This window comes from Nonomuraea sp. NPDC050786 (assembly GCF_040654115.1).
Classification (GTDB): Bacteria; Actinomycetota; Actinomycetes; order Streptosporangiales; family Streptosporangiaceae; genus Nonomuraea.
Window position 1 is genome coordinate 20,372 of the sequence record NZ_JBFAHJ010000024.1, and the last position, 25,715, is coordinate 46,086.

Annotated in this window: 12 protein-coding genes, 1 tRNA gene and 1 pseudogene; 6 read left to right on the forward strand and 8 right to left on the reverse strand. The window is 69.4% G+C overall.

Going from position 1 to position 25,715, the window contains the following annotated elements; all coding sequences use genetic code 11:
• Window positions 1-88: 88 nt before the first annotated feature.
• The 5 genes from AB0H84_RS34975 to AB0H84_RS34995 all read right to left on the reverse strand — a co-directional run bounded on the left by AB0H84_RS34975 (window position 89) and on the right by AB0H84_RS34995 (window position 4,825).
• Window positions 89-1,630: a radical SAM protein gene (locus tag AB0H84_RS34975; protein WP_357614041.1), complete on the reverse strand. Its 1,542-nt coding sequence runs from the start codon at window positions 1,628-1,630 to the stop codon at window positions 89-91.
• Entirely contained in the window at window positions 1,627-2,367 is a 741-nt protein-coding gene (locus AB0H84_RS34980) for a prolipoprotein diacylglyceryl transferase family protein (RefSeq protein ID WP_357614044.1), read from the reverse strand. Before AB0H84_RS34980 ends, AB0H84_RS34975 begins: the two co-directional genes overlap by 4 nt.
• On the reverse strand, window positions 2,360-2,650 hold the full coding sequence (locus AB0H84_RS34985) for a hypothetical protein (protein WP_357614047.1): 291 nt from the start codon (window positions 2,648-2,650) through the stop codon (window positions 2,360-2,362). The genes AB0H84_RS34980 and AB0H84_RS34985 overlap by 8 nt, the downstream gene beginning before the upstream one ends.
• A gap of 337 nt (window positions 2,651-2,987) precedes the next feature.
• Window positions 2,988-3,629 (reverse strand): response regulator transcription factor, encoded by a 642-nt coding sequence (locus AB0H84_RS34990; RefSeq protein WP_357614049.1) that lies wholly within the window; start codon window positions 3,627-3,629, stop codon window positions 2,988-2,990.
• Complete coding sequence (locus AB0H84_RS34995) at window positions 3,626-4,825, reverse strand: histidine kinase (protein WP_357614052.1); 1,200 nt, start codon at window positions 4,823-4,825, stop codon at window positions 3,626-3,628. The genes AB0H84_RS34990 and AB0H84_RS34995 overlap by 4 nt, the downstream gene beginning before the upstream one ends.
• Window positions 4,826-5,019: 194 nt before the next feature.
• On the opposite strand from AB0H84_RS34995, the gene AB0H84_RS35000 reads away from it, so the two are divergent.
• The 3 genes from AB0H84_RS35000 to AB0H84_RS35010 all read left to right on the forward strand — a co-directional run bounded on the left by AB0H84_RS35000 (window position 5,020) and on the right by AB0H84_RS35010 (window position 7,618).
• Window positions 5,020-5,092 (forward strand) — tRNA-Arg (locus AB0H84_RS35000).
• Window positions 5,093-5,304: 212 nt separating this feature from the next.
• Window positions 5,305-5,589 (forward strand): hypothetical protein, encoded by a 285-nt coding sequence (locus tag AB0H84_RS35005; protein WP_357614055.1) that lies wholly within the window; start codon window positions 5,305-5,307, stop codon window positions 5,587-5,589.
• 61 nt (window positions 5,590-5,650) lie between these two features.
• Window positions 5,651-7,618: an AarF/UbiB family protein gene (locus AB0H84_RS35010; protein WP_357614058.1), complete on the forward strand. Its 1,968-nt coding sequence runs from the start codon at window positions 5,651-5,653 to the stop codon at window positions 7,616-7,618.
• Here the strand turns inward: AB0H84_RS35010 and AB0H84_RS35015 are convergent.
• Window positions 7,606-8,142 (reverse strand): transglutaminase domain-containing protein, encoded by a 537-nt coding sequence (locus tag AB0H84_RS35015; protein ID WP_357614060.1) that lies wholly within the window; start codon window positions 8,140-8,142, stop codon window positions 7,606-7,608. The two genes, AB0H84_RS35010 and AB0H84_RS35015, sit on opposite strands and share 13 nt — an antisense overlap.
• Before the next feature lie 258 nt (window positions 8,143-8,400).
• Here AB0H84_RS35015 and AB0H84_RS35020 point away from each other — a divergent pair, with 258 nt between their 5' ends.
• Window positions 8,401-8,715, forward strand: coding sequence for a hypothetical protein (locus AB0H84_RS35020; protein ID WP_357614062.1), 315 nt, complete (start codon window positions 8,401-8,403; stop codon window positions 8,713-8,715).
• A gap of 498 nt (window positions 8,716-9,213) precedes the next feature.
• On the opposite strand, the gene AB0H84_RS35025 is transcribed toward AB0H84_RS35020, so the two are convergent.
• Both AB0H84_RS35025 and AB0H84_RS35030 read right to left on the reverse strand, forming a co-directional pair.
• Window positions 9,214-15,366, reverse strand: a complete 6,153-nt coding sequence (locus tag AB0H84_RS35025) for an RHS repeat-associated core domain-containing protein (protein WP_357614464.1) — start codon at window positions 15,364-15,366, stop codon at window positions 9,214-9,216.
• Window positions 15,367-15,446: 80 nt separating this feature from the next.
• The gene (locus AB0H84_RS35030; RefSeq protein WP_357614065.1) at window positions 15,447-19,526 is read right to left on the reverse strand and encodes a LamG-like jellyroll fold domain-containing protein; all 4,080 of its coding nucleotides are present in this window, start codon (window positions 19,524-19,526) and stop codon (window positions 15,447-15,449) included.
• A 303-nt stretch (window positions 19,527-19,829) separates the two neighbouring features.
• On the opposite strand from AB0H84_RS35030, the gene AB0H84_RS35035 reads away from it, so the two are divergent.
• Both AB0H84_RS35035 and AB0H84_RS35040 read left to right on the forward strand, forming a co-directional pair.
• Window positions 19,830-22,961 carry a discoidin domain-containing protein gene (locus tag AB0H84_RS35035; protein WP_357614068.1) on the forward strand — a complete coding sequence of 1,044 codons (3,132 nt, stop codon included), beginning with the start codon at window positions 19,830-19,832 and terminating at the stop codon, window positions 22,959-22,961.
• A gap of 645 nt (window positions 22,962-23,606) precedes the next feature.
• Window positions 23,607-24,797 (forward strand): annotated as a pseudogene (locus tag AB0H84_RS35040) (BTAD domain-containing putative transcriptional regulator); the annotation flags it as partial.
• Window positions 24,798-25,715: the final 918 nt, after the last annotated feature.

The window sequence follows — 25,715 nt, forward strand, 5'->3', positions numbered from 1 at the left end:
CGCCACCGCGGGTCCGGCAGCCGGAGCCGTGCCCCGCGCCGTCACGACGCCACCACCGGCCCGGCAGCCGGAGCCGTGCCCCGGGCCGTCACGACGCCACCACCGGTCCGGCAACCGGAGCCGCGCCCCGCGCCGTCACCGCCGACAGCCGCTGCCTGGAGAGCTGCGGCCAGGCCTGCACGGCGCAGAACGGCGCGCACTGGTCCTGTTCGGCGCGCGTCCCCACGTGCACGCAGCACTGCGTGAGCCGCTCCTCGATCATGGTCGAGATGTCCATGAACGGCTTGACCGTGATGCGCACCACCCGCTCCCCCAGCATCCTGCGCAGCTTCTTCCGCCTGACCGTCAGGGCCAGCAGGGTGGACATGCCGAGGTCGCAGTTCTCGCAGATGGTCCGCCACACGTCGCCGATCTGGGGATGCGACAGCGACGACTGCTCCGACAGCAGGCCGAGCAGGGACTCCTGTACGGCCAGGCGCAGCTCGCGCGGGAGCTCGCTGTCGGCGATGCGGTTGGAGACCAGGCCGAGGTTCTCCTTGAGGCGGTCGTGCCCGATCAGCGCCGTGAGCGAGCGCCACTTTCTCGAGTCGTCGCGGAGGAGGTAGCCGACCGAGCAGCAGTGCGGGTGAGAGCAGGGCAGGGCGGTCAGGTCGCGCCAGGTCACCAGGCCTTCGGTCTGGGGGCCGAGGCGCTTGAGCACGCCGGTGTGGGTGAGCCTGTCCATGGGGTCGATGGCGGCTGATCTGCCCGACGCGAACTGGGGCTGGAGCGACACTCCCCCGACGTACGGGGTGTCGAGGGCGAGTCGTACGACCTCGCCGATCTCCCCGTCGTTGACCCCCAGCGCGGCGGTCATGACGAGCGTCGTGAAGATCTCCCGCTCGGACAGCCTGCTGATCGCCTGGGCCTTGGTACGGGTGAGGTCGCCTCCCCTGTGGTGCTTGGAGGCCTCGGCCGACGGCCCGTCGTACTGGAGGTAGATCTCCACTCGCTCCCTGTGCTCCGTGAGGAGGTCGAGGAGGGAGTCGTCCCTGGCGATGAGCACGCCGTTGGTGTTGATCAGGATGCGGGTGACGGGCCGCGTTTCGAGCTCGGCGAGGAGGGTTTTGAGCTCGGGGTGGAGCGTGGGCTCGCCGCCGCTCAGCATGAGGACGTCGAGCTTGCCGTTCTCCCTTTCGAGGCGCTGGTCGACGTTCGCGAGGATGTCGTGCACGGGGACGATGCCGGTCAGGTCAGGGGAGCTGTCGGCGAAGCAGGTGGGGCAGCGCAGGTTGCAGGTTTCGGCGATGTCCTCCAGGAGGATGCAGGTGTGCTGGGTCTGCATCTCGGGGAGGCCGTGGAGGTAGGCGGAGGGGATCGGAAGGAAGTTCCCCGAAATATCGGGTACGTGCTGCTTCGTCGGAGCGGTCCACTCTTCGAGATATTTCAGGATTTCTGGGTCTTCGTCGTACAACGTCCTGATCAGGCCGTGCTCGCGGCAGCCGCGCTCCAGCCACACCTTGCCGTCGCGCTCGGCCAGGTAGCCACTCAGCCGTTCGACCTGGTCGAGGTCCTGGCCGTGGCAGTGCGGGCAGAACGCGTTGACGTACCTGTGGATGCGGTCGCCCCGCAGACCCATGCCTGCGCTCATGTCATGACCTTTCGCTCGAAGAGGGGATCGTAGTAGCCGCGCCGCCAGCCGTACCCGACCCTGAGGGCGAGCAGCAGCAGGCTCGGGATCAGGAACCACTGGGGCCTGGTCAGGTCGAGCCAGACCGTCTCGTTCGCCCGGGTGAACTCGACGAGGAAGCGGAAGGCGGCGTACGCGGCGAGGTAGAGCGTGAACAGCTCCCCCGGCTGGGTCAGCCGCTTGCGCGCCCACTGGAGCGCGGCGAACGCCGCCAGCTGGAAGACGATCTCGTACACGAACGACGGGTGCATGGCCTGGCCGGTGAGGCAGCCGGGACACTCGGGGGTGGTCGGGGGCGCGTGCACTCCCCACGGCAGATCTGTCGGCCTGCCCGGCGCCTCCGTCAGGTGGCAGCCGATCCTGCCGACCGCCATGCCGAGCGCCACGGCCGGGGCGAACAGGTCGCCGGTCCGCTCCCTGTAGCCGATGATCCTCTTGGCCATCAGCACGCCCACGTACGCGCCGGTCAGGCCGCCGAGGATGCTGCGGGAGCCGTACAGCCAGAGGTCCTGCAGGTCGAGCGTCTCCAGCCAGCCCGCCAGCCGCATCCCGATCGCTCCCCCGACCAGGGCGCCGGCGACCGCCGTCAGCGACTGCTCGTTGAGCGCGCCTCTCCTCCTCGCCTCCCGTACGAAGACGACGGAGGCCACGAGCACGCCGAGACCGACGAAGATCTCGTGGTAGGGCAGGTCAGCCATACAGACCCGGGTTGAGACCTGTGCAGTAGCCCGCGGACACGATGGACCAGAGGGCCCACCCGATCATGAGGCCGAGGCCGAGGCCCTTGGTCCACGGCCTGCGTACGAAGAGCAGGCCGATGCCCGCGCCGAGGCCGATGAGAGCGAGCGCGACCGTGCCGGCGATCAGGTAGGGGGTGGTGTTGCCGCCCTGGGAGCCCACGACGATGAACACGAGGACGCCGATGACGACGTTGAGGACGCTGTAGATGGCCAGGCCGGCGAAGACCAGCGCGATGAGCACGCCGGTGGAGGTGCCCGTGGATGGGGGTGGTGGCGGGCCATAGGGCGGCTGGCCGTACGGGGGCGGCTGACCATAAGGCGGCATCTGAGACGGCGGGCCGGGAGGTGGCGGACCCTGTGACGGCGGACCCTGAGACGGCGGACCCTGAGACGGCGGACCCTGAGACGGCGGACCCTGAGACGGCGGACCCTGAGACGGCGGCACCCACCCCGCCTGCCCCGGTGGTCCAGCCGGCCCCGCTTGCCCTTCCCGCCCCGCCTGCCCTTCAGACGGGCCTTCCCGAGGCGGTGTGGGCCCTTCTGGCGGCGAGGGCGGCGGCGTACTCACAACGCCCAGACTAAGCCTCCAGCCCCCTCTCTCCCGAGTAGTAAATCGCCGCCTGCACCCGGCTCCTCAACCCCAGCTTGTTCAACACCCGGCTGACATGCGTCTTCGTCGTGGCCTCCGCCATATCCAGCTCTCTGGCGATCTCAGCGTTGGACAGCCCCCGCCCGATGCACGCCAGCACCTCCCGTTCCCGGGGCGTCAAGCTTCCTGGATCGGGCTCCGGCTCCCTGCGCGGCGCCTGACCGGCAAAGGCCGCGATCAATTTCCGGGTGACCCCGGGAGAGATCAGCCCATCCCCGCGCGCCACCAACCGCACGGCCTCGACCAGCGAGTCGGCGTCCGTGTTCTTCAGCAGGAATCCGGCGGCTCCCGCCCGGAGCGCTCCGAAAACATATTCATCGAGGTCGAACGTGGTGAGGATCAGCACATCACTGATGCCCGCCAGCTCCCGGGTGGCGGAGATGCCGTCGAGCCGCGGCATGCGTACGTCCATCAACACCACGTCGGGCCGCATCTCCCGGGCCATGGCCACGGCCTGCTCTCCATCCCCCGCCTCGCCGACCACCTCGATATCGCTGACGCCCTCCAGAATCAGCACGATCCCCGCGCGGACAGCCGCATGATCGTCAACCACCAACACCCTGATGGTCATCGGCTCACGCCCCCTCCGCCCGACCCGACACCGCCGGCTTCCGTTTCGGAGGGACCGACGGCAAATCGGAACAGCACGGCCTGCTCATCGACAGCAGTGCCCTGATCATCGCCGACGGGGAGGTCTGCTACGACTCTCCACACATCACCGTCCCCCGCCAATCCGGCCTCGAAAGAGCCGCCGACCAGCCGGGCCCGCTCCCGCATGCCGATCACCCCGGCCCCGGCCCCGGGCAACCGCGCCCCACGCCCGACGAGCGCGTTCTCGACACTCACCAGGACCCGCCCCGCCTCGTACGAAATGACCGCTCGAACGGGCGAGCCGCCATGCTTGAGCGCGTTCGTGAGAGCCTCCTGCACGATCCGGTATCCGGCGAGATCAACAGAGGCCGGCAGCTCCCGAAGCTCCCCCTGCACCCGTAATTCGACGACCAACCCGGCCCGCGCCACCCTCTCCACCAGTGTCCCCGCATCGGCCAGCCGAGGCCGGGTGGCCTCCGCGAAATCGTCACCCTCCTGACGCAGCAGCCCGATCATGGCTCGCATCTCGGCCAGCCCCTGCACGCTGTTCTCCCGTACGGACTCCATGATCCTCCGAACCGTGGCCGGATCCAGGTCCTTACGGGAAAGCGCGGCGGTGGACTGGATGGCAATGGCACTGAAGTGATTCGCGATCATGTCGTGCAACTCCCGCGCCATCCGCGTCCGCTCACCCGCCACGGCCGCCTGCCGATCGAGCTCCGCCAGATGAGCCACCTGCTCAGCTCGCACCCGCTCCGCCGCCGCCCGATCCCGCTGCTCCCGCAGAACGATCGCGGTGGTGACGGGGGTGACCAGCACCAGCCCCGCCTGCACCCCCATGACGGCGAGCATCCACCAGTTCTCGGCCAGCAACCCGGCCACGGCCCCGGCCCCCACCGCGAGCGCAGCGGTGATGTAGAGCAACCACCGGGCGAACCGCGCAGGCCCGTAAAGCGCGGCGGCGTAGAGGTTGTCGGTGAAAGTCAGGACCGTCGCCAAGGACGGCCCCACAAAGGCGTCGATCGTGACCGCCACAACCCCCAGCCCCAGCGAGACCAGCGGCGCCCGCTGCCGCACCACCACCCCCGCACAGGCGATCGCCAGCGGCACACACAGGGCCCAGGTGGGCGCCCCACGTTCCAGAACCGCCCCGCCCGCGATGAGCACCACGCCCACCGCGAAGGCCACCCCGGCTCCCACCGCCTCCCGCTTCATGCCCCCATCCCACCACCCCACGCGCCCACTTCCCTCCTGCGAAGGACCCGCCTGTGGATACACCCTTCGATGTATCCAGGGGAGGGCGGAGCCCATGATTGGCGTATCTGGTTCGAGGTACTCCCCAGAACCCGCTATGCTTGCTTACGCAGCGAGCGGCCGTAGCTCAATGGATAGAGCATCTGACTACGGATCAGAAGGTTAGGGGTTCGAGTCCTCTCGGCCGCGCACAGCAGAAAGGCCCGCTACCAGGGAGATCTGGAGCGGGCCTTCGTGCTTTGTCAGGACAATCTCGGGATCTTGCTAACACCTTTGCTAACACGGTGGCCCCCGGGCGGCTCCCGCTGCTCGCCGATCGCCTGGGCGAAGATGTCCGCCGCCGACGCTTCCGCGGCGCGGATCACGTGAGCGTGGACGCGCAATGTGATCGAAGGATCGGCGTGGCCGAGGCGGGCCGCCACGACGTGGGCGGGCACACCGTGAGCGGCTGCTCGCCAGGCCATGATCATCCCCAACGAAGGCATCTACGACCTGCGCTCCACCTGGACGACGTGCTGATGCGGGTGCTGCGGCAGTGGTCGGTGTTCGACAAGACGGGGCTGGGCGCCGACGGCGAGAAGGCCCGCGACGAGCTCGCCGCGTTCCTGGCCAAGACCGAGGCGACGGCCGCCAGGTTCGTCGAGCGCTGGGCGGAGCGCCGGGCACGCGCCGCGGCGGCACGCTGACCCTTCCAGCGCGCCGCGACCGGCTAGGAGGGGACGCGTCGCCGTGGAATGATCCTCACCTATGGATCTCCCCGTCCAGCTGGTTCTCGGCGTCTTCACGCTCCTGACGATCATGGCGCTGGCCACGGCGGCGCAGCGCCTGCTGAACGTCAGGTTCGGCAGGCTGCGCACGTTCCTGGCCGCGCTGGCCGCCTTCGGGCTGGCGCGGCCGGTGCTGGAGCCGATCCTGGGCTCGCTCGGCGCGGTCGACGCGCAGCACCCGCCCGCCGCGGCGGCCCTGGGGCTCCTGCTGCTCATCGTCATGTGCGTGGTGCTCATCCCCATGGTGATCCTCGTGCTGGCCGAGGCGCTGGTGCCGCCCGGCTCGGTGCCGGGGCCGCTGGAGCTGATCAGGTCCGTCCGCGGCCGCGTCTCCCGATCCAGGCGCTACTCGCAGATCACCAGGATCGCGATCAGGCACGGCCTCGGCCCCTACCTGCGCGGCCGGGGCGAGCGGCTGGAGGACCGTTCGGGCAAGGTACGGCTGGCCAGGTCGCTGCGCGAGGCGCTCGACGACGGCGGGGTCACGTTCGTCAAGCTCGGCCAGATCCTGTCCACCCGGCGTGACCTGCTGCCCGCCGAGTTCGTCGAGGAGCTGGGGCGGCTGCAGGACCAGGTCGCCCCGGCGCCCTGGGAGCAGATCGAGCCGGTGCTCAGGGCCGAGTTGGGCGGGCCGGTGGAGGAGGTGTTCGCCGAGTTCGGCAGGACGCCGCTGGCCGCCGCCTCCATCGGGCAGGTCCACACGGCCCGCCTGCACACCGGCGAGAGCATCGTGGTCAAGGTGCGGCGGCCGGGGATCCAGTCGGTCGTCGCGAAGGACCTCGACATCGTCAGGCGGCTGGCGGCCACACTGGAGTCGCGCACCCGCTGGGGCCGCTCGCTCGGCCTGGGCGACCTGGCCGAGGGGTTCGCGACCGCCATCCGCGAGGAGCTCGACTTCCGCGTGGAGGCGGCCAACATGGCGGCCGTCGCGGCCTCCGACGGCGGCGGCGTCACCTACCCCGCCCCGATCAGCGCCATGTGCACCGAACGCGTGCTCGTCATGCGCCGCCTGTCGGGCAGACCGGTCACCACGGCCACACCCGAGCAGGGGCCACGGCTGGCCCGCGACCTGCTCGACTGCCTGCTCAGGCAGATCCTCGTCGAGGGCGTCTTCCACGCCGACCCGCATCCCGGCAATCTCATGCTGCTCGAGGACGGCACCCTAGGGCTGCTCGACTTCGGCTCCGTCGGCCGGCTCGACGGCTCGGTGCGCTCGGCGCTGCAGCGCTTCCTGCTCGCCATGAACCGGCAGGACCCCCTCGGCGTCACCGACGCGCTGCTGGAGGTGGTGCCCAGGCCGGAGGACATCGACGAGGCCGCGTTAGAGCGTGCGCTCGGCCAGTTCATGGCCAGGCATCTGGCGCCCGGCATGGACAGCGTGCAGCTGTTCACCGACCTGTTCAAGATCGTCTCCGCGTACGGGCTGTCGATCCCGCCGGAGGTCGCCGCCGTGTTCCGCGCACTGGCCACGCTGGAGGGGACCCTCGTACGCCTCTCCCCCGGATTCGACCTGATCGGCGAGGCGCGCGCGTTCGCGGGCCGTTACCTCGCCGAGCGGGTCGGCCCTGAGACGGTCAGGGAGACCGTCACCCAGGAGCTGGCCGCGCTGCTGCCGATGCTGCGCCGCCTGCCGCGCCGCGTCGAGCGCATCGCGAGCGCCGCGGAGCACGGCAGGTTCACCATGAACGTCCGGCTGCTCGCCGACGACCGCGACCGCAGCTACGTGACGGGCCTGCTCCACCAGGTGCTCCTGACGGTGCTCGGCGCCACGGCCGGGGTGATGGCGGTCATCCTCCTCGGGACGGACGGCGGCCCGCAGGTGCTGTCGAACATCTCGTTGTTCCAGCTCATCGGCTACAACCTGCTGGGGATCTCCGCCATCCTGGTGCTGCGCGTCCTGGCCGTGATCTTCCGCCGCCCGCGCGCCTCGGACGATCACCACTCGTAGCCGAACGGCTCGCGAGGCCGGTAGGGCGCCTCCAGCACGGCCGTTTCGCCGGCGCTGAGCCGGAGCTTCACCTCGGCCACCCACTGATCGCCGAGCAGGAATTCCGGCCAGGCGAGCACCACCTGTCGAGGGATCAGCGCACGCAGCCGCGGGAACCGCTGATGCCAAAAACGTCCATCGACCAGCAACCCTCTCACCCGAGTAGCGATCCCGCAGCCGCGCGCCACGGCCTCCAGCAGCGCCAGCCGCTGGCTGCACGAGCCACGTCCCAAACCCAGGGTCGTAGAGGCAGGCTGCCTTTCGTTCATCGCGTATACCGGCCGCACCCGGGCTGCGATGAGCCGGTGGGCTGTGATCAGGAATGCTCGCTCTATCCCCGCACCGACGCCCCGGATCTCGGCCGCGAACCCCAGCACCCGAGGATGCTTCCAGTCGAGGATGGGCGTGGCCGCCAAGCTGCCCGCAGCCGTTTTCCGTGGGGAAACGGCCGGACCACCGCCGCGACGTAAAAGCGCCAGTTTCACGCAGTGATCATATCTTCGGGCCCTGACGCACCGCCTGCGACGATGATCTCAGACCACTCGACTACTTGCAGGCCAACGAATCCTGCACCAGATCCTCACACATGCTGCGCCTCGCTCGCATACACGGCTGCTTTGATGGCGCCGTGACAGAGCGGCGAACGCCGGAGGCGCGAGGTCTACTGGACGTTCGGATGCGGGTTATCCGCGATCATCGCAATAGCATGCGGAACGTTCGGGACCTTTTTCGATATCCACCTGGTGGCTCGCGCACAGCTCTACTGCCTGGGCGACCTGAGCGCCGGAGAGAACTTCGCCGGCACCATCTGGGCCCTGAGCCGGATCCTGATCTTTCCCGTCATCTCGGTGCTGTCAGCGCTTGTCGCACTGTCGTTCCATCTGCTGACCCGGCTGCCCTGGCTCGCCCGTCGCATATGGCCAGAACCCATTCTGCTGGCCCTCACCGTTGCCGGCTCCATCGCCGGACCGATAACGATGACCCTGTACGACGTGGCCACTGAGGGCACCCCGGGCGATTGCGTTCTGCCATGGTGGCCTTCGTGGCTCCCCTCATAACGGGAGGAGGTCTCGTGCGAAGAATGATCGCGTGCCTGTCCCTGGTGCTGCTCCTGTCCTCCTGCGGCTGGGTCTCTCATACCTCGCCCAGCGGGTCCCACGGCGCCTCGTCTGACGAGTTCGAGAGGCGTGCCCGGGAGGTGGCGGAGCGCTGGCAGGGCTCGGCCGACGACCACGCCTGGCGCAAAGGGTTCGTCGCACTGGAAGTCCTGAACCCGCACGGATGGAGGGCTGTACAGCAGCATGTACAGCAACGCCGTCTTACCAGACCGCATGCCGACTCTCCGCGATCACCACTTGAGCAGGACGGCCGCGCGTTGACGGGGCATCTGCCCTTCCCTACGGATCAGGAGGTCAGGGGTTCGAGTCCTCACCGCCGCGCAGCCCCACCCAGGTGACCGTGCGTTGGAGCTCAACCGCACGGTGCATTGGCGCGGGTGAATGAGGCCCCCGGTGGATGTACGCACACCACCCCGGAGAGCCTCACCCGAGCCAAGGTCAACCGGATCCCAGCGGGTCATGCCATTGCGTCCCGGTCGAAACTCCCCACATGGACCCGACCATCCAGGCACCCATCTGACGCCCGGTGACCATCACCATGTGCGTGCCCACCGCGTTTCGATAGTCGGCTCTCCGAGCGGCCTGCCCGAGGGGCAGCTGTCTGGCGCCTACGGTGGGGACCGGGCTCTTCACCGGGCTCCTCATCGCCGGGCCGCCCATCCTCCATGACACGACGTCGACCACGACATGGGCCCCGTCCTGGAGACATCGCCCCCAGCTGGGGTCGCTGGCGCAGTCATAGGCGTTCCCCATGAAGCTGATGCCCATGGCGATCGCGCCCGCGGCCGTGCACAAGCCCGCGGTCGCGAAGATACAGATGCCGAAGCCGGCGACACCAATCACGGTGCCGAAGTTGTCACCGACCCACTTCGCGGCCTTCCCGAGCGCCATGGCACCGTCGTGCATGGCCCCGCCCAGAGTCTCCAGGCCACTTCCGATGCAGCCCCAGAAGCCGTGGCAGCCGTCGTCCTTCGGCTTCGGCTTGTGGTACGGGATGGGCTTCGAGTTGTATCCGCCGACGCGGCCGCGGGCGCCGTCGGGCCCGTTCCAGTCGTGCTGTGCGGCGCGGCTGCGGGCGGCGCGCTTCTGGGCCACGATCAGGGGAAGGTTCCTGCAGTAGTCGCGGCCGCCCTCGCAACGTCCTCCGAAGTCCCTGAGGTACGCGACCGACTTGGGCTTCTTCGGCTTCTTGGGCTTCCTCGGCTTGGGCTTGGTGTAAATCGTCTTCCGGCCGTAGTCGCCCTCCAGGTACATCTCCCCGTCGGGGTCGCTCATGGTGGCGGGGTTGTTGTTGGCGTAGGCGTAGGCGTTCATCTGTTGCGGGTCGTACGGATCGATGATCGGATCGACCGAGACGAACCTGCCGCTCGCCGGGTCGTACTCGCGGGCCCCCAGCCGGGTCAGGCCGGTGTCGGCGTTGAGCGTGCCGCCGACGAAGCCACGACTGCCGGCAGGCCAGTTCGGGACCGCCCCCCGCGGGTTGCCGAACAGGTCCATCCTGCGCGTGGTGACCGCCAAGGTGGTGGCGTTGACGGCCACCTGGGAGGTGCCGTGGTGGTCCTCCACCGTCCAGGTGAGGCCGTCCCCGGTACGCGTGCCCAGCCCCTCGTAGTAACGAGTCCCGGTCTTCGAACCCGTCGCGGTGTTCAGCCTCAGCTCACCGTCGCCGACGAACAACGTCACCGAACCCGGATCGCGGCGAATCAGCTGCTCACCCTCGACGTCATAGAGATAGGACGTGCTCTTGCCACCGGCGGTGACGGACTCCAGCAACCCCTCGTCGTCCCAGACTAGAGACTGGGTGCCGTTGGGTCCGGGCCTGCTGGTGGTGTTGCCGGCGGCGTCGTAGGCATAGCTGCCGCTCGTCGCGCCAACGGTGGCGGTCACGGCGTGCGGCCGGACCACGCCGTCGCCGGGCTCGGGGTAGGAGTAGGTGGTCGTGACGTCGGCGGCGCCGGCCACGCCCTTGACCGTCTTGGTCGTGCGGTTGCCGATCAGGTCGTAGGTGTACTGGTGCCAGTAGGGCGCCGGGCCGCCGATCTCGGACGGCGTGGCGGCGCAGGTGTCGCTGTTCTGGGTCCAGGCCTCGGTGACGCGGCGCAGGTGGTCGACCTTGAAACACTGCGTGTCCTTGGTCTGACCGGCGGTGCCGTCCGTGATCCGCGTGACATTGCCAGCGTCGTCATAACCGTAGGTCAGATCGTTGACGGGGACACGGCCCGCCTGCTCACGCTCGGTCAGCGTCTCGGAGACGCGGCGGGTGCCGTCCTCGTAGTAGGTGGTGCGCCAGAGCCTCTTGTCGCCGGTGCCGAGCTGCACCTGGGCGACCTCGCCGAGCTGGGTGTACGTCGCGTTGGAGAGGTAGACGTTCTCTTCGTCGTTCTTCAGCGTGGTCAGCCGGCCCAGCTCGTTGTAGTCGTAGTCCAGGGTCTCGGCAGCCAGATCACCCAGTTTGGGCAGAGTCTTGGTGTCCAGGCTGCCGTCTGCCGCGTACGTCATCGTCGTGGTGTACTCCCCGGCGAGCCCCCCTTCCACGCTCGGGATGGTCACCTTGGTGCCCTTGGGGCGCCCGGCCCCGTCGTAGCCGGTGACCTCGCTCACGTACGCCTGCCCGTTGACGTACCTGGTCGAAGAGACCAGGTCGCCCCTGTCATAGACCACCTTGGTCAACAGCGTCCCGGTCTGCGACCCCAGACGGGTCTCCACGACCCGTCCGAGCCGGTCGTACACCGAGGCGACGGTCTTGCCGCGAGCGTCAGTGGTGGTCAGCAGCTGATCGGCGTCGTCGTAGGTCATCGTCGACGTGCCCCTGTCCGGATCCTCGGACCTGGTCCTGCGGCCCAGCACGTCGTAGGTGTACCGCCACACGTTGCCCGCCGCGTCGGTGACCTTCGCCAGATCACCGCCCTTGGTATAGGCGTACCGCGTGACGTCCGGCGTGCCCGTGGGCGTCCTGCCCTGGTACTGCTCCAGCGCGATCACCCGGTCGCGGACGTCAGTCCGCTTGGTGGTCACCGTCCCGCCCTCCGGCGGGATCGTGGTGACCCAGTCAGGGCCGTAGGAAGTGGTGGTGCGCCATCGCTCGGCGTTGTGCTCGAGGTAGATCTCCGCGATTCTGCGTTCCGTGCCGTCGTAGGTGGTGACGGTCGCGGGTGGCAGCTTGCCGGCCTCCGTGTTCGCCAGCGAGTACAGCGTCGTTCCAGGGTCGCCGGTGGCGTGGTAGGCGGGACGGTTGACGCTGACCAGGCCGCGTGAGTCGTACTGGGTGTCGGTCACGATCCGGCCGCCGCCCGGACTGGGCGCCTGGGTCTGCCGGGGCCGCAGGAACCCGTCCAGCAGCTGGTAGCTGACGACCTGGTTGCCGTTGGCCTTCAGCGTGCTGGTACGCGTCCAGTTCGGGCCGCCGCCGCGGTTCACGCCGTACTCGTACGTGACGTCAGGGTCGCCGTCCGCCTCGGTACGGCCCGGCTTGTACACCTTCACCAACCTGCCGAGAGCGTCGTACGTCAGCGAGGTCCTGCGGTTGTTGGTGTCCGTCTCCGTGACGGGGCTCCCCCAGGCGGGGTCGAAGGTGGTGGTGGCCACCTGATCGGCCGCGTTGGTCACCGCGGTCTCGGTGGTCAGGCCGTTGACCTCCTTGTACGCGGTGCTCGTCGTCCGCTCCAGCTTGTCCTTCGACTCCGTCTTCCGGCCGTAGGCGTCGAACGTCGCGACCTCGGTGACCAGGTACTCGGGCGTGCTGCCGGTGTAGGACCTGGCCTCCTCGGACGTGGTCACGTCGCCCTTGAGCGGCGGCTCGCCGGGCTTCTGGCCGTCGTAGGACAGCCGGGTGTCGGAGATGACGTCATCCGGGTACGAGGCGGTCGCGCCGCAGGCCACGGCTACGGTCGTGGCCGTGCTCGGGAACCCGAACAGCAACTTTTCCGGATTGTGCACGTACGTGGTGGTCGTGCACTGGTCGTCGTCCGTCTTGGAGACGTCGCCGAAGTCGTTGACCTGGGTCTCGTTGCCGTACTGGTCGTAGGTCTTCTCCTGCTGGGTGACCAGATAGGTGCCGTCGGCCCGCCGCTCCCGGGTCTCCACGCGCTTGACCTCCACCTGATAGGCCTTGAAAGTGCCCTGGGTGGCGGTGAGCCGGGTGCTCGGCTCGTTGATCTCGGTGGTCAGCGGGGTGGAGCCGTCGTAGGTGATCTCCTCGCGGAGGAAGCCCGACAGCGGCTCGTCATCGTTGATCTCCGTTCCGGTGGAGTCCTTGATCTTCACCGGCTTGGTGCCGCCCGCGGGGTTGAGCCGGTCCCCGTTCATCCCACGGAAGTACAGGTATGCGGTCCTGGTCTCGGGCTTGTTCTCATCGTTGGCCGGGTCGCCCTCGCGGACCACGACGCGCTCATAGCCGCGCCATTCCGACCAGGTCCGCTTCTTCTCCTCGACCAGCGGGTCGTCGCCGTACGCCCAGGCGCCGCCCTTGACGGTGTCGTACTCGTACCTGGTCACCATGTCCTTGGAGTCGGTCAGCAGGTCGTCCTCGACCACCTTGGCCACCACGTACTTGTGGAACCAGTCGTTGACCGGCTCGCTCGCCGGCGGCATCGCCCACTTGACCGGGAAGCAGCGCATCGTGTTGGTCTCCGCCGCGGTCGGCAGATTGCCCTGGGCGCACTCCGGCGGCGCGTAGGACACGTCCGTTGCGCTGCCGGACTCGGAGGTGATCCGGGTGATGCGCGGCTTGTTCAGTGCGGGCAGACCGCCGTCGGTGGAGTAGTTGACCCGGTTGGGCATCATCGTGCCGTCGAAACCCACCGCTCCGAGCGCGATCGGGGTGCCCTTGGCCAGGCCGGTGTGGGTGATGCCGTTCAGCCACAGCGCGCTGTCCTCGGTGCCGTCGTCGGCCGGCGGGTAGGCGTGGGCCAGCTCCCAACGATCCACGTCACGGTAGGCGCCGTTGCCCGCCGAGATCTGCGTGGTGATCTTCGCCAGGCGCTTGGTGGACCAGAACGTCGGCGACTGTTTCTCCCCGCACGTGGCGGTCGTGCACTCGGTGTCCCAGGGCACGTCCGGCCAGACCGCGGAGGTGTGGGTGGCGCAGTTCTGGCCGGGCAGACAGCGGTCGGCCGACTCGAACATCACCCGCGCCGGGGCCTGGCCGGAGTACTCCTGGCCGGCGCGGGTGCCGTACTCGATGCGGGCCAGGGTGCCGCCGCGCACGTAGGTGGCCGTGGTCTGGCCCTTGTTCTGGGCGTACTTGTTGGTCTCCTGGTTGTAGAAGTAGGTCATCGAGTTGCCGTGCGCGTCCACGACGTAGTCGAGGTTCCACCGGTAGGCCTGCTTGCAGGCCGAGGCGGCGAACGTGGTCGCGCGGCAGGGCTCGCCGGTGTCGTTGCCGAACACCGGCATGGTCCAGGTGGACTGCGTGGTGGGCTGCTCGGCGGCGGGACGGTCCGCCCGCCAGCCGGGCAGCCGGTTCAGGCCGAAGTAGTACTGCGTGCCGTCGGTCGTGGTGACCTTCCAGTACTCACCGTTGTCGTCGCCGTTCGCCTGCGGGTCGTTCCGGGTCACGCGCTCGACCCGGGTGCCGTCGTCGTTCTTGGGCCGCCATACGTTGTTCTCGAACACCATCCGGCCGGAGATCTTGCCGAACGACATGGTGGCGTTGTCGGTCTCCCAGCACATGTCCCCGGTCTTGATCTTGCCGTTGTTGCCGTCGAGATCCTCCGCGCAGCTCTTGTACGCCCGCTCGATGAACCCGGGCGTCAGGTTCCAGCCCTCGCCGATCCAGGACGGCTGGTTGTTGGTCGAGACGGTGCGCCCGTCCACCGCGCCGGAGGAATACGACAGCGCGAACTTGGGGACGAGCTCCCCGGGCACGGGCGGCGTACGTATCGGATACGACCAGGAGAAGTCGCCGCTCTGGGTGGAAACCTGCCACATTCCCGATGGGGCCAGCGACGTGGCCTTGTAGTCGCCCTTCGAACCCTCGGCCGCCGCGGACAGCGCCAGCGTGCTCGCCGCGTCGCCGATCGACACCTGCGCCGAGACCGTGCCGGCCTTGAGGTCGTTACGCACGGCGGTGACCGGGGTCGGGTCGCCTGGAGCGGGGGCGAGCCTCAGGCGCGATGCCCAGTCACCGCCGTACGCGCCCTTGAAGGCCGAGTAGTCCACGGTCAGGGTCACCGGACCGCGCTCGGTCCTGCCGTCGGTGCGCTTGACGGACAGGAGCAGCCCGGACACGCCCGACTTCTCGGCGACAGCCCGATCCTGGATCTCGACCTTCACCTTCTCGGGGCCCGGCTGTCCGGTCGCCGCCACCCACACCGGCAGCGACCCGGCGCGTGTCCTGGCCGCCCCAGCGGAACGAGCCTGTGCGGCGGGCAGCACCACCTCGGCCGCTCCCGCCTCCGGCCAGTCCGCCTTCGCGGCCGGTCGGCGCGCGAACTTCGCCTCAGGGTCGGGCCGGGCCGCCGGGGGCACGAAGTCCTCGCCCGGCACCGGTTCGACCTCGTCCGGATCGCTCGGCTCGACCGGCGCCGACAGGGCCATGGCAGCCACGATCCGGGCCGGTGTCGCCCCGGCCGGCGTGGAGGCCGTCAACACGATGAACAAGCCACATAAGAGCGCGATCGACCACGATCGCCAACGCGTATGACGCATGAGTTGCTCGATTCCTTCCTGGGTCACAGGCCGGTGACGACGAAGCCGAGAGAGCGGTCCAGTTCCTGGTTCTCGCAGTTGCGGTCGCGCGACTCGAAGAGGTCACCCCAGCTCGCGCGGCAGCGGAACAGTTCGGCGCCGACCGCGCCCGGCGCGCCTGGCACGTTCTGCGGTGGGCTCGTCCAGATGTAGCCGAGCCTGCCCACGACCGTGCTGCCCTCGCAGGCCGGGTCGACGGAGGTGAAGGCGTCGGCGCCGGCGCGGCAGCTCATCAGCGCGGTGGTGCCGGGCAGCTGGGTCATCGCCAGACTCCCGTAGCCGAGTTCCGGACGGTAGTTCGCTTCCATCCGCTCGGTGGCACTGGCGTGGTCGTACGGGAATCCGGTTTCCAGGTGCCTGATCAGGTTGCTGTAGGCGCGGGTGTAGCCGAGCGGGAACTCCTTGGTCTGACCCTCGCAGTTGGGATCGACAGAGGCGAAGTGCCCCACGCCGGGGATCAGGCAGCGGTGGACGAGCAGTGTGGGCACGCCGGCCGGCGGCGTGGTGTACAGCCGGCCGACGCTGCCGAGGTTGGTGTAGGTGCCGCAGTCGAGGTCGAGGAAGTAGTCGGCCGCGCCGTTGCGGCAGGAGTAGACGGTCTGGGTGTTGGGCGCGTCGGCCGGAGCCGGCATGCCGAGGGAGAACTCGAAGTGCGAGCCCGGCGGCACCGGCCCGGTCGTCACGACGTGCCGGCCGGCCAGGTTGAAGAACCGCCCGAGCTGGCCAGCATATGGCGTGGAACGCTTGGTGACCGGATTCTTCCGCTCCTCCGCGATCTGGGCCGGTGTGCGTACGCCGGTCCACGCGTGCACGTCGTCGATCACCCCCGCGAACGGCGTCGCCGGGGCGCTGTTCTGCCGCCCCTGGCCGACCTGGAACGCGCCGGTGGCGTTCACCGTGGCCGTCGCCGTCGTCCTGGTCGTCTTCGTGGTCTCGACGTAGACGTGGAGACGGGCCTCCTTGGCCGCCGCGTCGTAGACGCCGGCCAGATAGGTCCACTCTCCGGCCTGCGCGTCATCGGCCGAGTCGGCGCTGAGGGTCAGCTGGGTGTCGCTCGCCGAGCTCGGCAGCGCGAACGACCATTTGCGCGTGTCGCCGCGGTAACGCAGCTGGAAGCCGCTGCCCTGGCCGGCATCCTGGCTGAGGACCGTACGCGTCCGGCTGTCGGCGGCGTCCAGCTTGACCCAGGCGGTGACGGTGAAGCTCGCGTCGGTGCGGACCGCGGGAGCGCCGGTCGACACGGAGCCCCCGCTGAGCCGCACCGCTCCGGTGCCCACCTGGCCGGTGGTCCAGGAGGCGCCGCTGGCGAGGGCGCCGAGCCGGTAGTTGCCGGAGACGTCCTGCGCCGTGCTGCCCGACCCGTCGTCCAGCGGCAGGAACAGCTCCTCGGTCGCCGGAGCGGCGGCCAGGTCGTGGATCTCGCCGGCCGTCAGCGACCGGTCATAGACCCGGACCTCGTCCAGCGAGCCCGGCCAGTGCTCCACCGGCCCGCCCGCCGCCTGGGCGCGGCCGAGCTGCACCGACCCGCTCCCCTTCCACGGCGTGGGGTGGCCGGCGGTGGTGCCGGCCACCCCGTCCACATAGATCTTCAGCTGTTTGGCGGCCGCGTCGTACGTGCCCAGGAGATGCGTCCAGCGGCCGGCCACCGCCGCCGTCGCCGACTCGGCGATGTGCCGCTCCGCGCCGGAGCTGTCGGCGGCGGGCATCGTGAAGTTCCACTTCTTGGTGGCCGGGTTGTACTGCAGCGAGAAGGCGCTGACCTGACCGCCGTCCTGGCTGACCGCCGTCCGGGTGGTGGTGTCCAGGCGATCCGGCTTCACCCAGGCCGAGACGGTGAACGTCTTGTCCGTCTCCACGGTGGCCCCGCCACCGGTGCCGGCGTACCCGGTGGTCCCGTTCAGCCACAACGCGTCCCCGTGCCGGCCGATCTGCCACTGCGCCGCCGGCCCGAGGGCGATCGTCGCGTCATGGCCGTTCGGCGAGTCGTCGACCACTGTGGGCTCGACGTACCCGTCCAGCTTCCAATGCCCCTTCGGCGGGGTGCCCGAGCCGACCCAGAAGCTGTAGCGGTACTCCGGGCCCACGTTGCCGGCCCGGTCCACGCTGCGGACATACAGGTCCCTGCGGGCGTCCTCAGGGGGTGTGATCAGCACGTTCGCGGTGCCTGACTCGGCGGCGACATACGACCTGGCCTGGAAGCCCAGCAGGTAGTACTCGAACCCCGCCACGTCCGCCACGCCGCCGGCCTCGAAGGTGAACCCGCCGGTGAACCCGATCGCACCGCCCCCGGGGCAGGGGTCGTAGTCCGGCGGCGCACACTCGGGGTAGGTCACCGAGGTCACCTTCGGTGTCTTGTCCGGGCCTGTCCTGTCGACAGTGACGTCACACCACGGACTCCATGGACCGGAATCGATGCCGTCGGTGCCGCGTACCCGGTACGACAGCTTGGCCCCATCGGCGGCGGACGCGGACGGCACATCGGCGGTGAAGGTCGAACCCGACTGCTTGGGCTCGGTGACGACCCCGCCCAGCCGCGCGCCGCCTCTGGCGTACCACTCGAACTCGGCCTGCACCGTGCCGTCGAGGTCGGAGAGCACTGCCGCCAGCTGCGGCCCGCGCACCCCGTGGTTGGGGTCGCCGTCGATGTACGGGTTGACCCGCGGCTCGTCCGGCTCGAGCGCGCAGGTCCTGCCCTCCACCGTCTGACCGCTCGGCATGCCGGGGACCGTGTTGTAGGTGACGACCAGGTCCGGCCGGGCCTTGTCGCCCTCCTTGTCCTGCGTCCTGAACTTCTTCCAGGCGTACTTGTCGTGCGCGTTCTCGTCCTGGTCCGACGCCTTCAGCAAGATCGCCGTCTGGCCGCCGTTCGAGGTCAGTCCCTTGTCGACCGCCGCCAGGGCATCGAACGAGACCCACGATCCGGGGCAGGTCGCGCTGTAGCCGTGGGCGAGGCTCTGCGTGCCCAGATGGACCGGCCGGCCTCCGGGGTACGGCTGGGTGGTCCAGGTGGTCCCCGAGTCGACCGGATCGGTGCCGTACGCCTCCAGGTCCTTCTTGGTGCACGACGGCGAGTAATCCTCGAAGACGTTGAACTCCGCGGTCAGCACGTGCTTGCCGGCCAGGAACGACGCGTCGTACTGGAAGTAGGTCCTGGCGACCCCGACGCCGTTGCAGCCGCTCCAGCCGCAGTATCCGACCTTGGCCAGCTTCTCCGTGTCACCGCCCCAGAAGTGACCGCCGCCGGAGAACAGCAGCGCCCACCCGGTGAACGTGGCCGGGTAGTCCGCCATGATCTGCACCGGGAACGTCGTCGCCGGATCGGTCAGCACCTTCCGATCCGGCCGCAGCACCAGCGAGTCCTTGCCCCGCGCGAGCCGTTCCACCGGTCGCATGGCGGCCGACGGCGCCGAGTCCCACATCGTCGAGGCACCGGCTGCGAGCACCAACTCGCCCTTCTCGCCGTACACGCCGCCGGCGCGGATCTCGGCCCCCTTGACGGCCAGACCGACAGGCAGCTCGGCCAGCTTCGGATCAGCCGCGGCGGCCCTGTCCTTGACCACCAGCGTCTGGGAGAAGCTCTGGGCCGTCGCCGCCATGCGCAGGTCCACACCAGGGAAGACCTCGGGATAGGTCGCCGTGTCACCGCTCAACACCGGCTTCGGCAGTGAGCCCGGCCAGCGCAGTTCGACCTGGGTCCGGCCCTGCCCGAGCCGTGCCAGAGGCTGGTCGCCGCCGCCGGAGAAGACGACCGGAACCGTGGTCGCGGCCGGTTCCACGCCGCCGTCGGCGCGCTGCCGCAACGTCGCATCCACCGGCACCCATCCCGTGCCGCGTCGCACGCGGACCGGGACGGTGTGCAGCTCGGCCGTGAACGACCCGTTCGGGTTGGCATAGACCTCCCGCGCCTCGGCCTGCTCCGACGACACCGCGACCCGCTTGCCGGTCCGCTTCGCCTCCTCGACGGCCCAGGGCGCCGAGCCCACCGGAGCCACCGCCGCCGAGCTTGCCTTCGCCGCGCTCACCTGCGTCGTCACCGGTAACAAGCCGGACAGAAGTGTCGTCACTCCCATGACAAGAGCGCCCATACGCCAACGCACCGCGCCTCCCAGAAACGAATGATCGGGCCGACATGAGTGGGTAGGCCGTTCCAGGCGATGGTCGGCCGAGGCTCAGTGTGAGCGGCTCCGTGCTCCTGACTCCAGGGCTTTCAGCGGACATATAGCGGTCAAAGAGAAAAATTATCTATAGCTCGCCCACTGCAACTACGGCATTTCTCACTTTTCCTCTTGACGCCCGGCAAGAGCGATCACACTCTGTTGCAGACGTCGAAAATTTTCTCCACATACAGGAGGACAGGGAGGCCCTCAATGAAGACCAACAGGACGCTGCTGGTGACTGTCGTCAGCCTGTTATGCCTGGCCGTCCTCGCCGTTCCGGTGCGGGCCGCGGCAGGGTTGTCGGTGTGGACGGTGAACGCGGCCGACCGGCCCTTCGCCTCGTCACCGGTGGGATCCACCAAGTCCATCGCGTTGCATGCCGCGCGCGGGGAGTTCGAGGCCGCCCAGATCCTGGCCCGGTCCACCTCCGCGCAGAGCGGCGTGTCGGTCAGCGTGAGCCCGTTGACGGGTCCTGGAGACCAGCTGGTCCCGACGGTCCGGCTGGAATACAACCATCTGACGATCCAGAAGATCGGCACCACGTTCCAGAACCCGCCGGACGGCAGTGACGACTACTACGACGCCCTGGTGGAGAACACCCCGCGAAGCCCGGCGGCGAACACGACGCTGCCCTGGTTCTACCAGGTGTTCGTGCCCGCGGATCAGGCGCCCGGCGTCTACACCGGCGACGCCGTGGTCCAGAGCGCGTCCGGCGATGTCACCGTGCCCGTGAGCCTGCGCGTCTACGACGTCACCGTCCCGCCGGCCGACCAGTCGACCTTCAAGATGAACAACTGGTTCACCTCCGCCGGCTGGGACTACACGGGCACGATCACCGCGATTCCGGACCAGTACGGCGTCGAGATGTTCGACGAGCGCTGGTGGACGGTCATCAAGAACTTCGCGGCCAACCACGCCAAGCACCGCAACAACATGATCTACGCCGACTTCCAGGCGCTGCTCATTCCCCACTCGACCGTGGACGCGGCCGGGAACTTCACCTTCGACTGGCAGGACTTCGACCGGTTCGTGAAGCTGTTCGAGGCCGCGGGCGCGCTGCAGTACATCTACACCCCGACCCTGATAGAGGGAGGCAACCAGCTGGAGATGCTGGTCCCCGCCAACGGGGTGAGCGGCAAGCTCAAGCGGGTCCTGGTGCCCTACAACGACCCGAAGGCCGGCGCCTACCTGGACAAGGTGCTACCGGCGCTCAAAGCGCACCTGGACCTCAGCAAGTGGACCGACAGGTTCTACATGAGCGCGGTGGACGAGCCCTCCGACCCCGCCTGGGCCAACGCCGCCAACTGGCTGTACGGCAAGTACCGCCAGTATTTCCCCGCTCCCCGCACCAACGAGGCGCACAACAACCTCTACCCCGGCGACGAACCGTCGCTGACCACCCTGACGCCGGCCACGTTCCTCTACCAGCCCAACATCGCGCACTACCAGTCCCAGCGGTTGGCCGGAAAGGACCTGTGGCTCTACACCGCCAACATCCCGGAGAGCGACTACATGAACCGCTTCATCAGCCACCACCTGGCCGAGACGCGGCTCCTGCCGTGGCTGGTGTGGAAGATCGGCGGCACCGGATACCTGCACTGGGGCTGGAACTACTGGTGGGACTTCGCCAGGCCCGGCCAGCACCTCGACACCTTCACCGCCTCCCAGAGCGGCGACAACTGGCTGGTACGGCCCAACAAGGGCGCCCTCGACGTCTACGACAGCCTGCGCAGCGAGGCCCAGACGGACGGCCTGGAGGACTTCGAGCTGCTCAACCAGCTCGCCAAGACCAAGCCCGTGGCCGCCCAGGCCATCGCCAACAGCCTGATCCTGGACGCCACGCACTACGAGCGCTCGGGCGCCGAGGTGGTGCAGCGGCACAAGCAGATCCTGGACGAGCTCGCCGCCGGCTCCCCGGACCTCGCCTTCCCGTACAACGACGACTTCAGCACCGCCGCCCAGCACTGGCGCACCTCCAGGGGCTCATGGTCGGTCAGCGGGCAGGAGTACGTCCAGGCCAGTACCGCCGCCGACTGGGGAGTGACCTCCGTCCTGGAGGGCCGCGCCTATCGTGACGTGGCCGCCGGCGTCGACCTCAAGATCACGGGTGTGTCGCCCAACGGCGGCAGCACCAACTGGGCCGGGCTCATGGTCCGCAGCCTCAACGGCTCGGACATGGACACCGGCTACCTCATCGCCCAGCGCAACAACGGAAAGGTGTTCGTCTACCGCAACGGAGCTCCGCTGGCCGAGGCCGACGCCCCCGGCTACGCGGCGGGCCGGTGGAACCGCCTCCGGGTGGTGGCCAAGGGCAGCACGCTGAGGGTCTACAGCGGCACCGGCCGGGTTCCCGCGCTGACGGTGAACGACGCGGCCTTCCCCGTCGGCAACATCGCGCTCGTCACCGGCGGCGCCGCCGCCCGCTTCGACAATGTGCACATCAATCCCATGACCAACGCCGCCGAGGGCGCCACCATCACCTCCTCCAGCTCGTACGAGGCCGACGGCTGGAGTGCCACCGCCTCGGTGGACGGCCGCCGCTCCTCGGCCACCGGAGCCCTCGGCTGGAGCAGCTCCGACAGCCTGAACGTCGACCACAAGGAGTGGATCCAGGCCGATCTCGGCTCGGCACGATCCGTGAGCCGGGTGGACCTGTACCCCCGCGACGACGGGGCCGACACCGGCGCGGGCTTCCCCATCGACTTCACCATCGACGTGTCGGAGAACGGCTCGGACTGGACCAACGCCGCGACCGTGACCGGGTACGCCAGGCCGGGCGCCGGAGCCCAGACCTTCCCGTTCGCCCCGGTCAAGGCCCGCTACATCAAGATCACCGGGACCAGGTTGAGCACCGACCAACGCGGCGAGTACCACATGCAGTTCGCCGAGATCGAGGCCGCCGGAGGCAACCTGGCCGCGGGCCGTACGGTCATCTCCTCCAGCTCCGTGGAGTATCCGGCCGAGAGCTGGCTGCGCGTCAACGCCACTGACGGGGTCCGCCACTCCAACCTCTGGTACTCCATGGGCTGGAGCAGCCTCATCGGTACGACCGACCACCCCGAATGGCTGCAGGTCGACCTCGGCGGGCCCACCCGGGTCGGCCAGGTGACCCTCTACGCCAGGAACGACGGGGCCAACACGGGCGACGGCTTCCCCGCCGACTTCACCATCGACGTGTCGGAGAACGGCTCGGCGTGGACCACTGTCACAACCCGGAACGGCTATGAACGGCCCGACGCCGCCGGCCAGACCTTCACCTTCGACCCGGTCACCACCAGATATGTACGCGTCACCGGGACGGGCAAGGTGATGCAGTTCGCGGAGATCGAGGTGGGCGCCTAGAACCACACAGCTGAGGAGGTGGCCATGTCACAGCGGCCACCTCCTCACCGGCCGAGGCCGGGCCGGTCATCGGCGCACCCGATAGCGCAGGTGGAGCACCCGATTGCCCTGGATCACCACATCAGGATCCGCCAACAGGTGCCGGGCGTCGACCGACCCGAAGTAGCGCTTGCCGGACCCGAACACCACGGGCACGACCACCGGCGAGGTCGGCGAAGTCGATCGGTCCGGCGGGGTCGATCGCGAACACAGTGGCGGCGAAGCGGTGGGTGCACGCCGACGCGCGGTCGGGCCACCAGGTCGTCGTACGCGCACGCCGCGGAACCGCCGTCGTCAGCCTCGCCGCCGGCGGCTTCTCCGTAAGCTGAGGATGTGTCCCCCGCACTGGTCCTGCTCGACGGCGTCCGCTGGCGGGGTGTGCGCGTGGTCGGTGATCGCGCGCACACCCTGCTGGCCGTGCTCGCCCTGCACGGGCGTGCGGGGGTCAGTGACGAGCGCCTGGTCGAGGAGTTGTGGCCCGACGAGGCGCCGGCCAACCCGACGAAGGCGCTGCAGGTGGTCGTCTCGCGGACCAGGGCGGCGACCTCCGCCGACGCCGTGGTGCGGATCTCCCGTGGTTACCGGCTCGGGCTGCCCGCCGGCCAGGTGGACGCGCTGCTGCTCGGCGCGCTGGTGGAGCAGGCACGGGCCGCGCTGGGCGAGGACGACATGGTGCTCGCGCTCCGCCGCGCCGAAGAGGCCATGGGTCTCGTGGCCGGCGGCTTGGACGGCGCCACGGGCGCGCTGGCTGAGCTGAGGGGCGTCGCGGCAGGGTGGGTGGCCGAGGCGCGACGGGTGGCGGCGATCGCGCGGGGCCGGAGCGGCGCTCACGAGAGCGCGCTGCCGCTGCTGGAGGAGGCCGCGGCCGATCGGCCGTACGACGAGGAGCTGCTCGCCTGCCTGCTGCGCAGCGAGGCCGCCGTGCGAGGTGCCGCCGCCGCCCTGGAACGCTACGAGCGGTACCGCGCGCACCTGGTCGCGCGGCTCGGCACCGAACCAGGGCCCGAGCTCGCCCGCGTGTACGCCGAACTCCTCGTCGCGGACCGGCCGGTGCGTGCGGGCGTCCTGTTCGACGGTTCCTCGCTGCTGGGCCGCGACGGCGACATCCGCGCGGTGCACGCCCTGCTGCAGACCCAGCGGGTGGTCTCCATCATCGGCCCTGGCGGGCTGGGCAAGACGCGGCTGGCTCATGTCGTCGGCAGGAACGCCGCGCAGCCCGTCGTTCACTTCATCGAGCTCGTCGGGGTCTCCTCGCCGGAGGGCGTGGTGGGCGAGGTGGGCTCGGCGCTCGGAGTCCGGGACTCGGTCAGCGGGCGTCGTGTCCTGACCGCCGAGCAGCGCTCCGACGTTCGCGCCCGGATCGCGCAACATCTCGACCAGGCACCTGCACTGCTGATCCTGGACAACTGCGAGCACGTGATCGAGGCCGTCGCCGACCTGGTGGCGTTCCTGACGGTGACGACCCGCGACCTGCGGGTGCTCATCACCTCGCGCGCCCCCTTGTCGATCCCCGCCGAACGCGCCTACCTGCTCGGCGAGCTGCCCACGGGCGACGCGGTCGAGTTGTTCCGCCAGCGCGCCACGGCCGCCCGCCAGGATGCGCGGATCGACGAGGGAGCGGTCGAGGAGATCGTCGCCCGCCTCGACGGGCTGCCGCTCGCGATCGAGCTGGCCGCGGCCAAGGTACGCGTGATGTCGGTGGAGGAGATCGCGCGGCGCCTGGCGGACCGGTTCGCCCTGCTGCGCGGCGGGAACCGGACGGCCCCCGACCGGCACCAGACGCTGCTCGCGGTCATCGACTGGTCGTGGAACCTGCTGGACGAGCCAGAACGGCAGGCGTTGCGGTGGTTGTCGCTGTTCGGCGACGGGTTCACGCTGGCCGCGGCCGAGCACGTACTCGGCCAGGACGCCCTGCGCGTCGTGGACGCGCTGACCGAGCAGTCGATGCTGAGCGTCCGCGAGACGACGTACGGCCTGCGCTACCGGATGCTGGAGACCGTCCGGGAATTCGGGCGGATGCGGCTGAAGGAGGCCGGCGAGGAGGCGCCCGCTCGGGCGGCGCAGCGGGACTGGGCGACGGCGTACGCCCTCGAGCACGGCTCCCGGCTGTTCAGCCCGGCGCAGTTCGCGGCGGCCGACGCGCTGCATGCCGAGGAGAGCAACCTCGCGGATCTGCTCCGGCAGGCTCTCGGCGAGCCCGATCCCGTCACGACGGTCCAGTTGCTGGCAGGCGTCGGCGCGCTGTGGTCGATCCGCGGCGACCACGCCCGGGTCTTCGTTCACCGGCATGCGATCGCCCAGGTGATCACCGGCTGGATGCCGCCACCGCACCTCGTCGAGGTGACCAGGGCCGCCATGCTGATCACCCTCGTGAACATCATGATCGTCAACGACCGCACCAGCGATCCGCTGCGCGATCTCCTCCGTACGCTGCCCATCAGTGACAGGACGGATCCCCGCGTGGCGGCGATGGCCACGGTGGCGCTCGCGTGCGACGCCCCCGAGGGCGAGCTGCGCCGCCGGCTGGCGGAGTTGCGCCGCAGCGCCGACCATGACGTGGCCTTGGCGGCGACGCAGATGAGCGTCCACGTCCTGGAGAACGAGGCCGACGTGACCGGGGCGATCGAGACCGCCGAGCGGACCCTGACGATGCTCCGCGAGGACGTGGGGCCGTGGTTCGCCGCGGTCATGCACGCCGTACTGGCCCACCTGGTC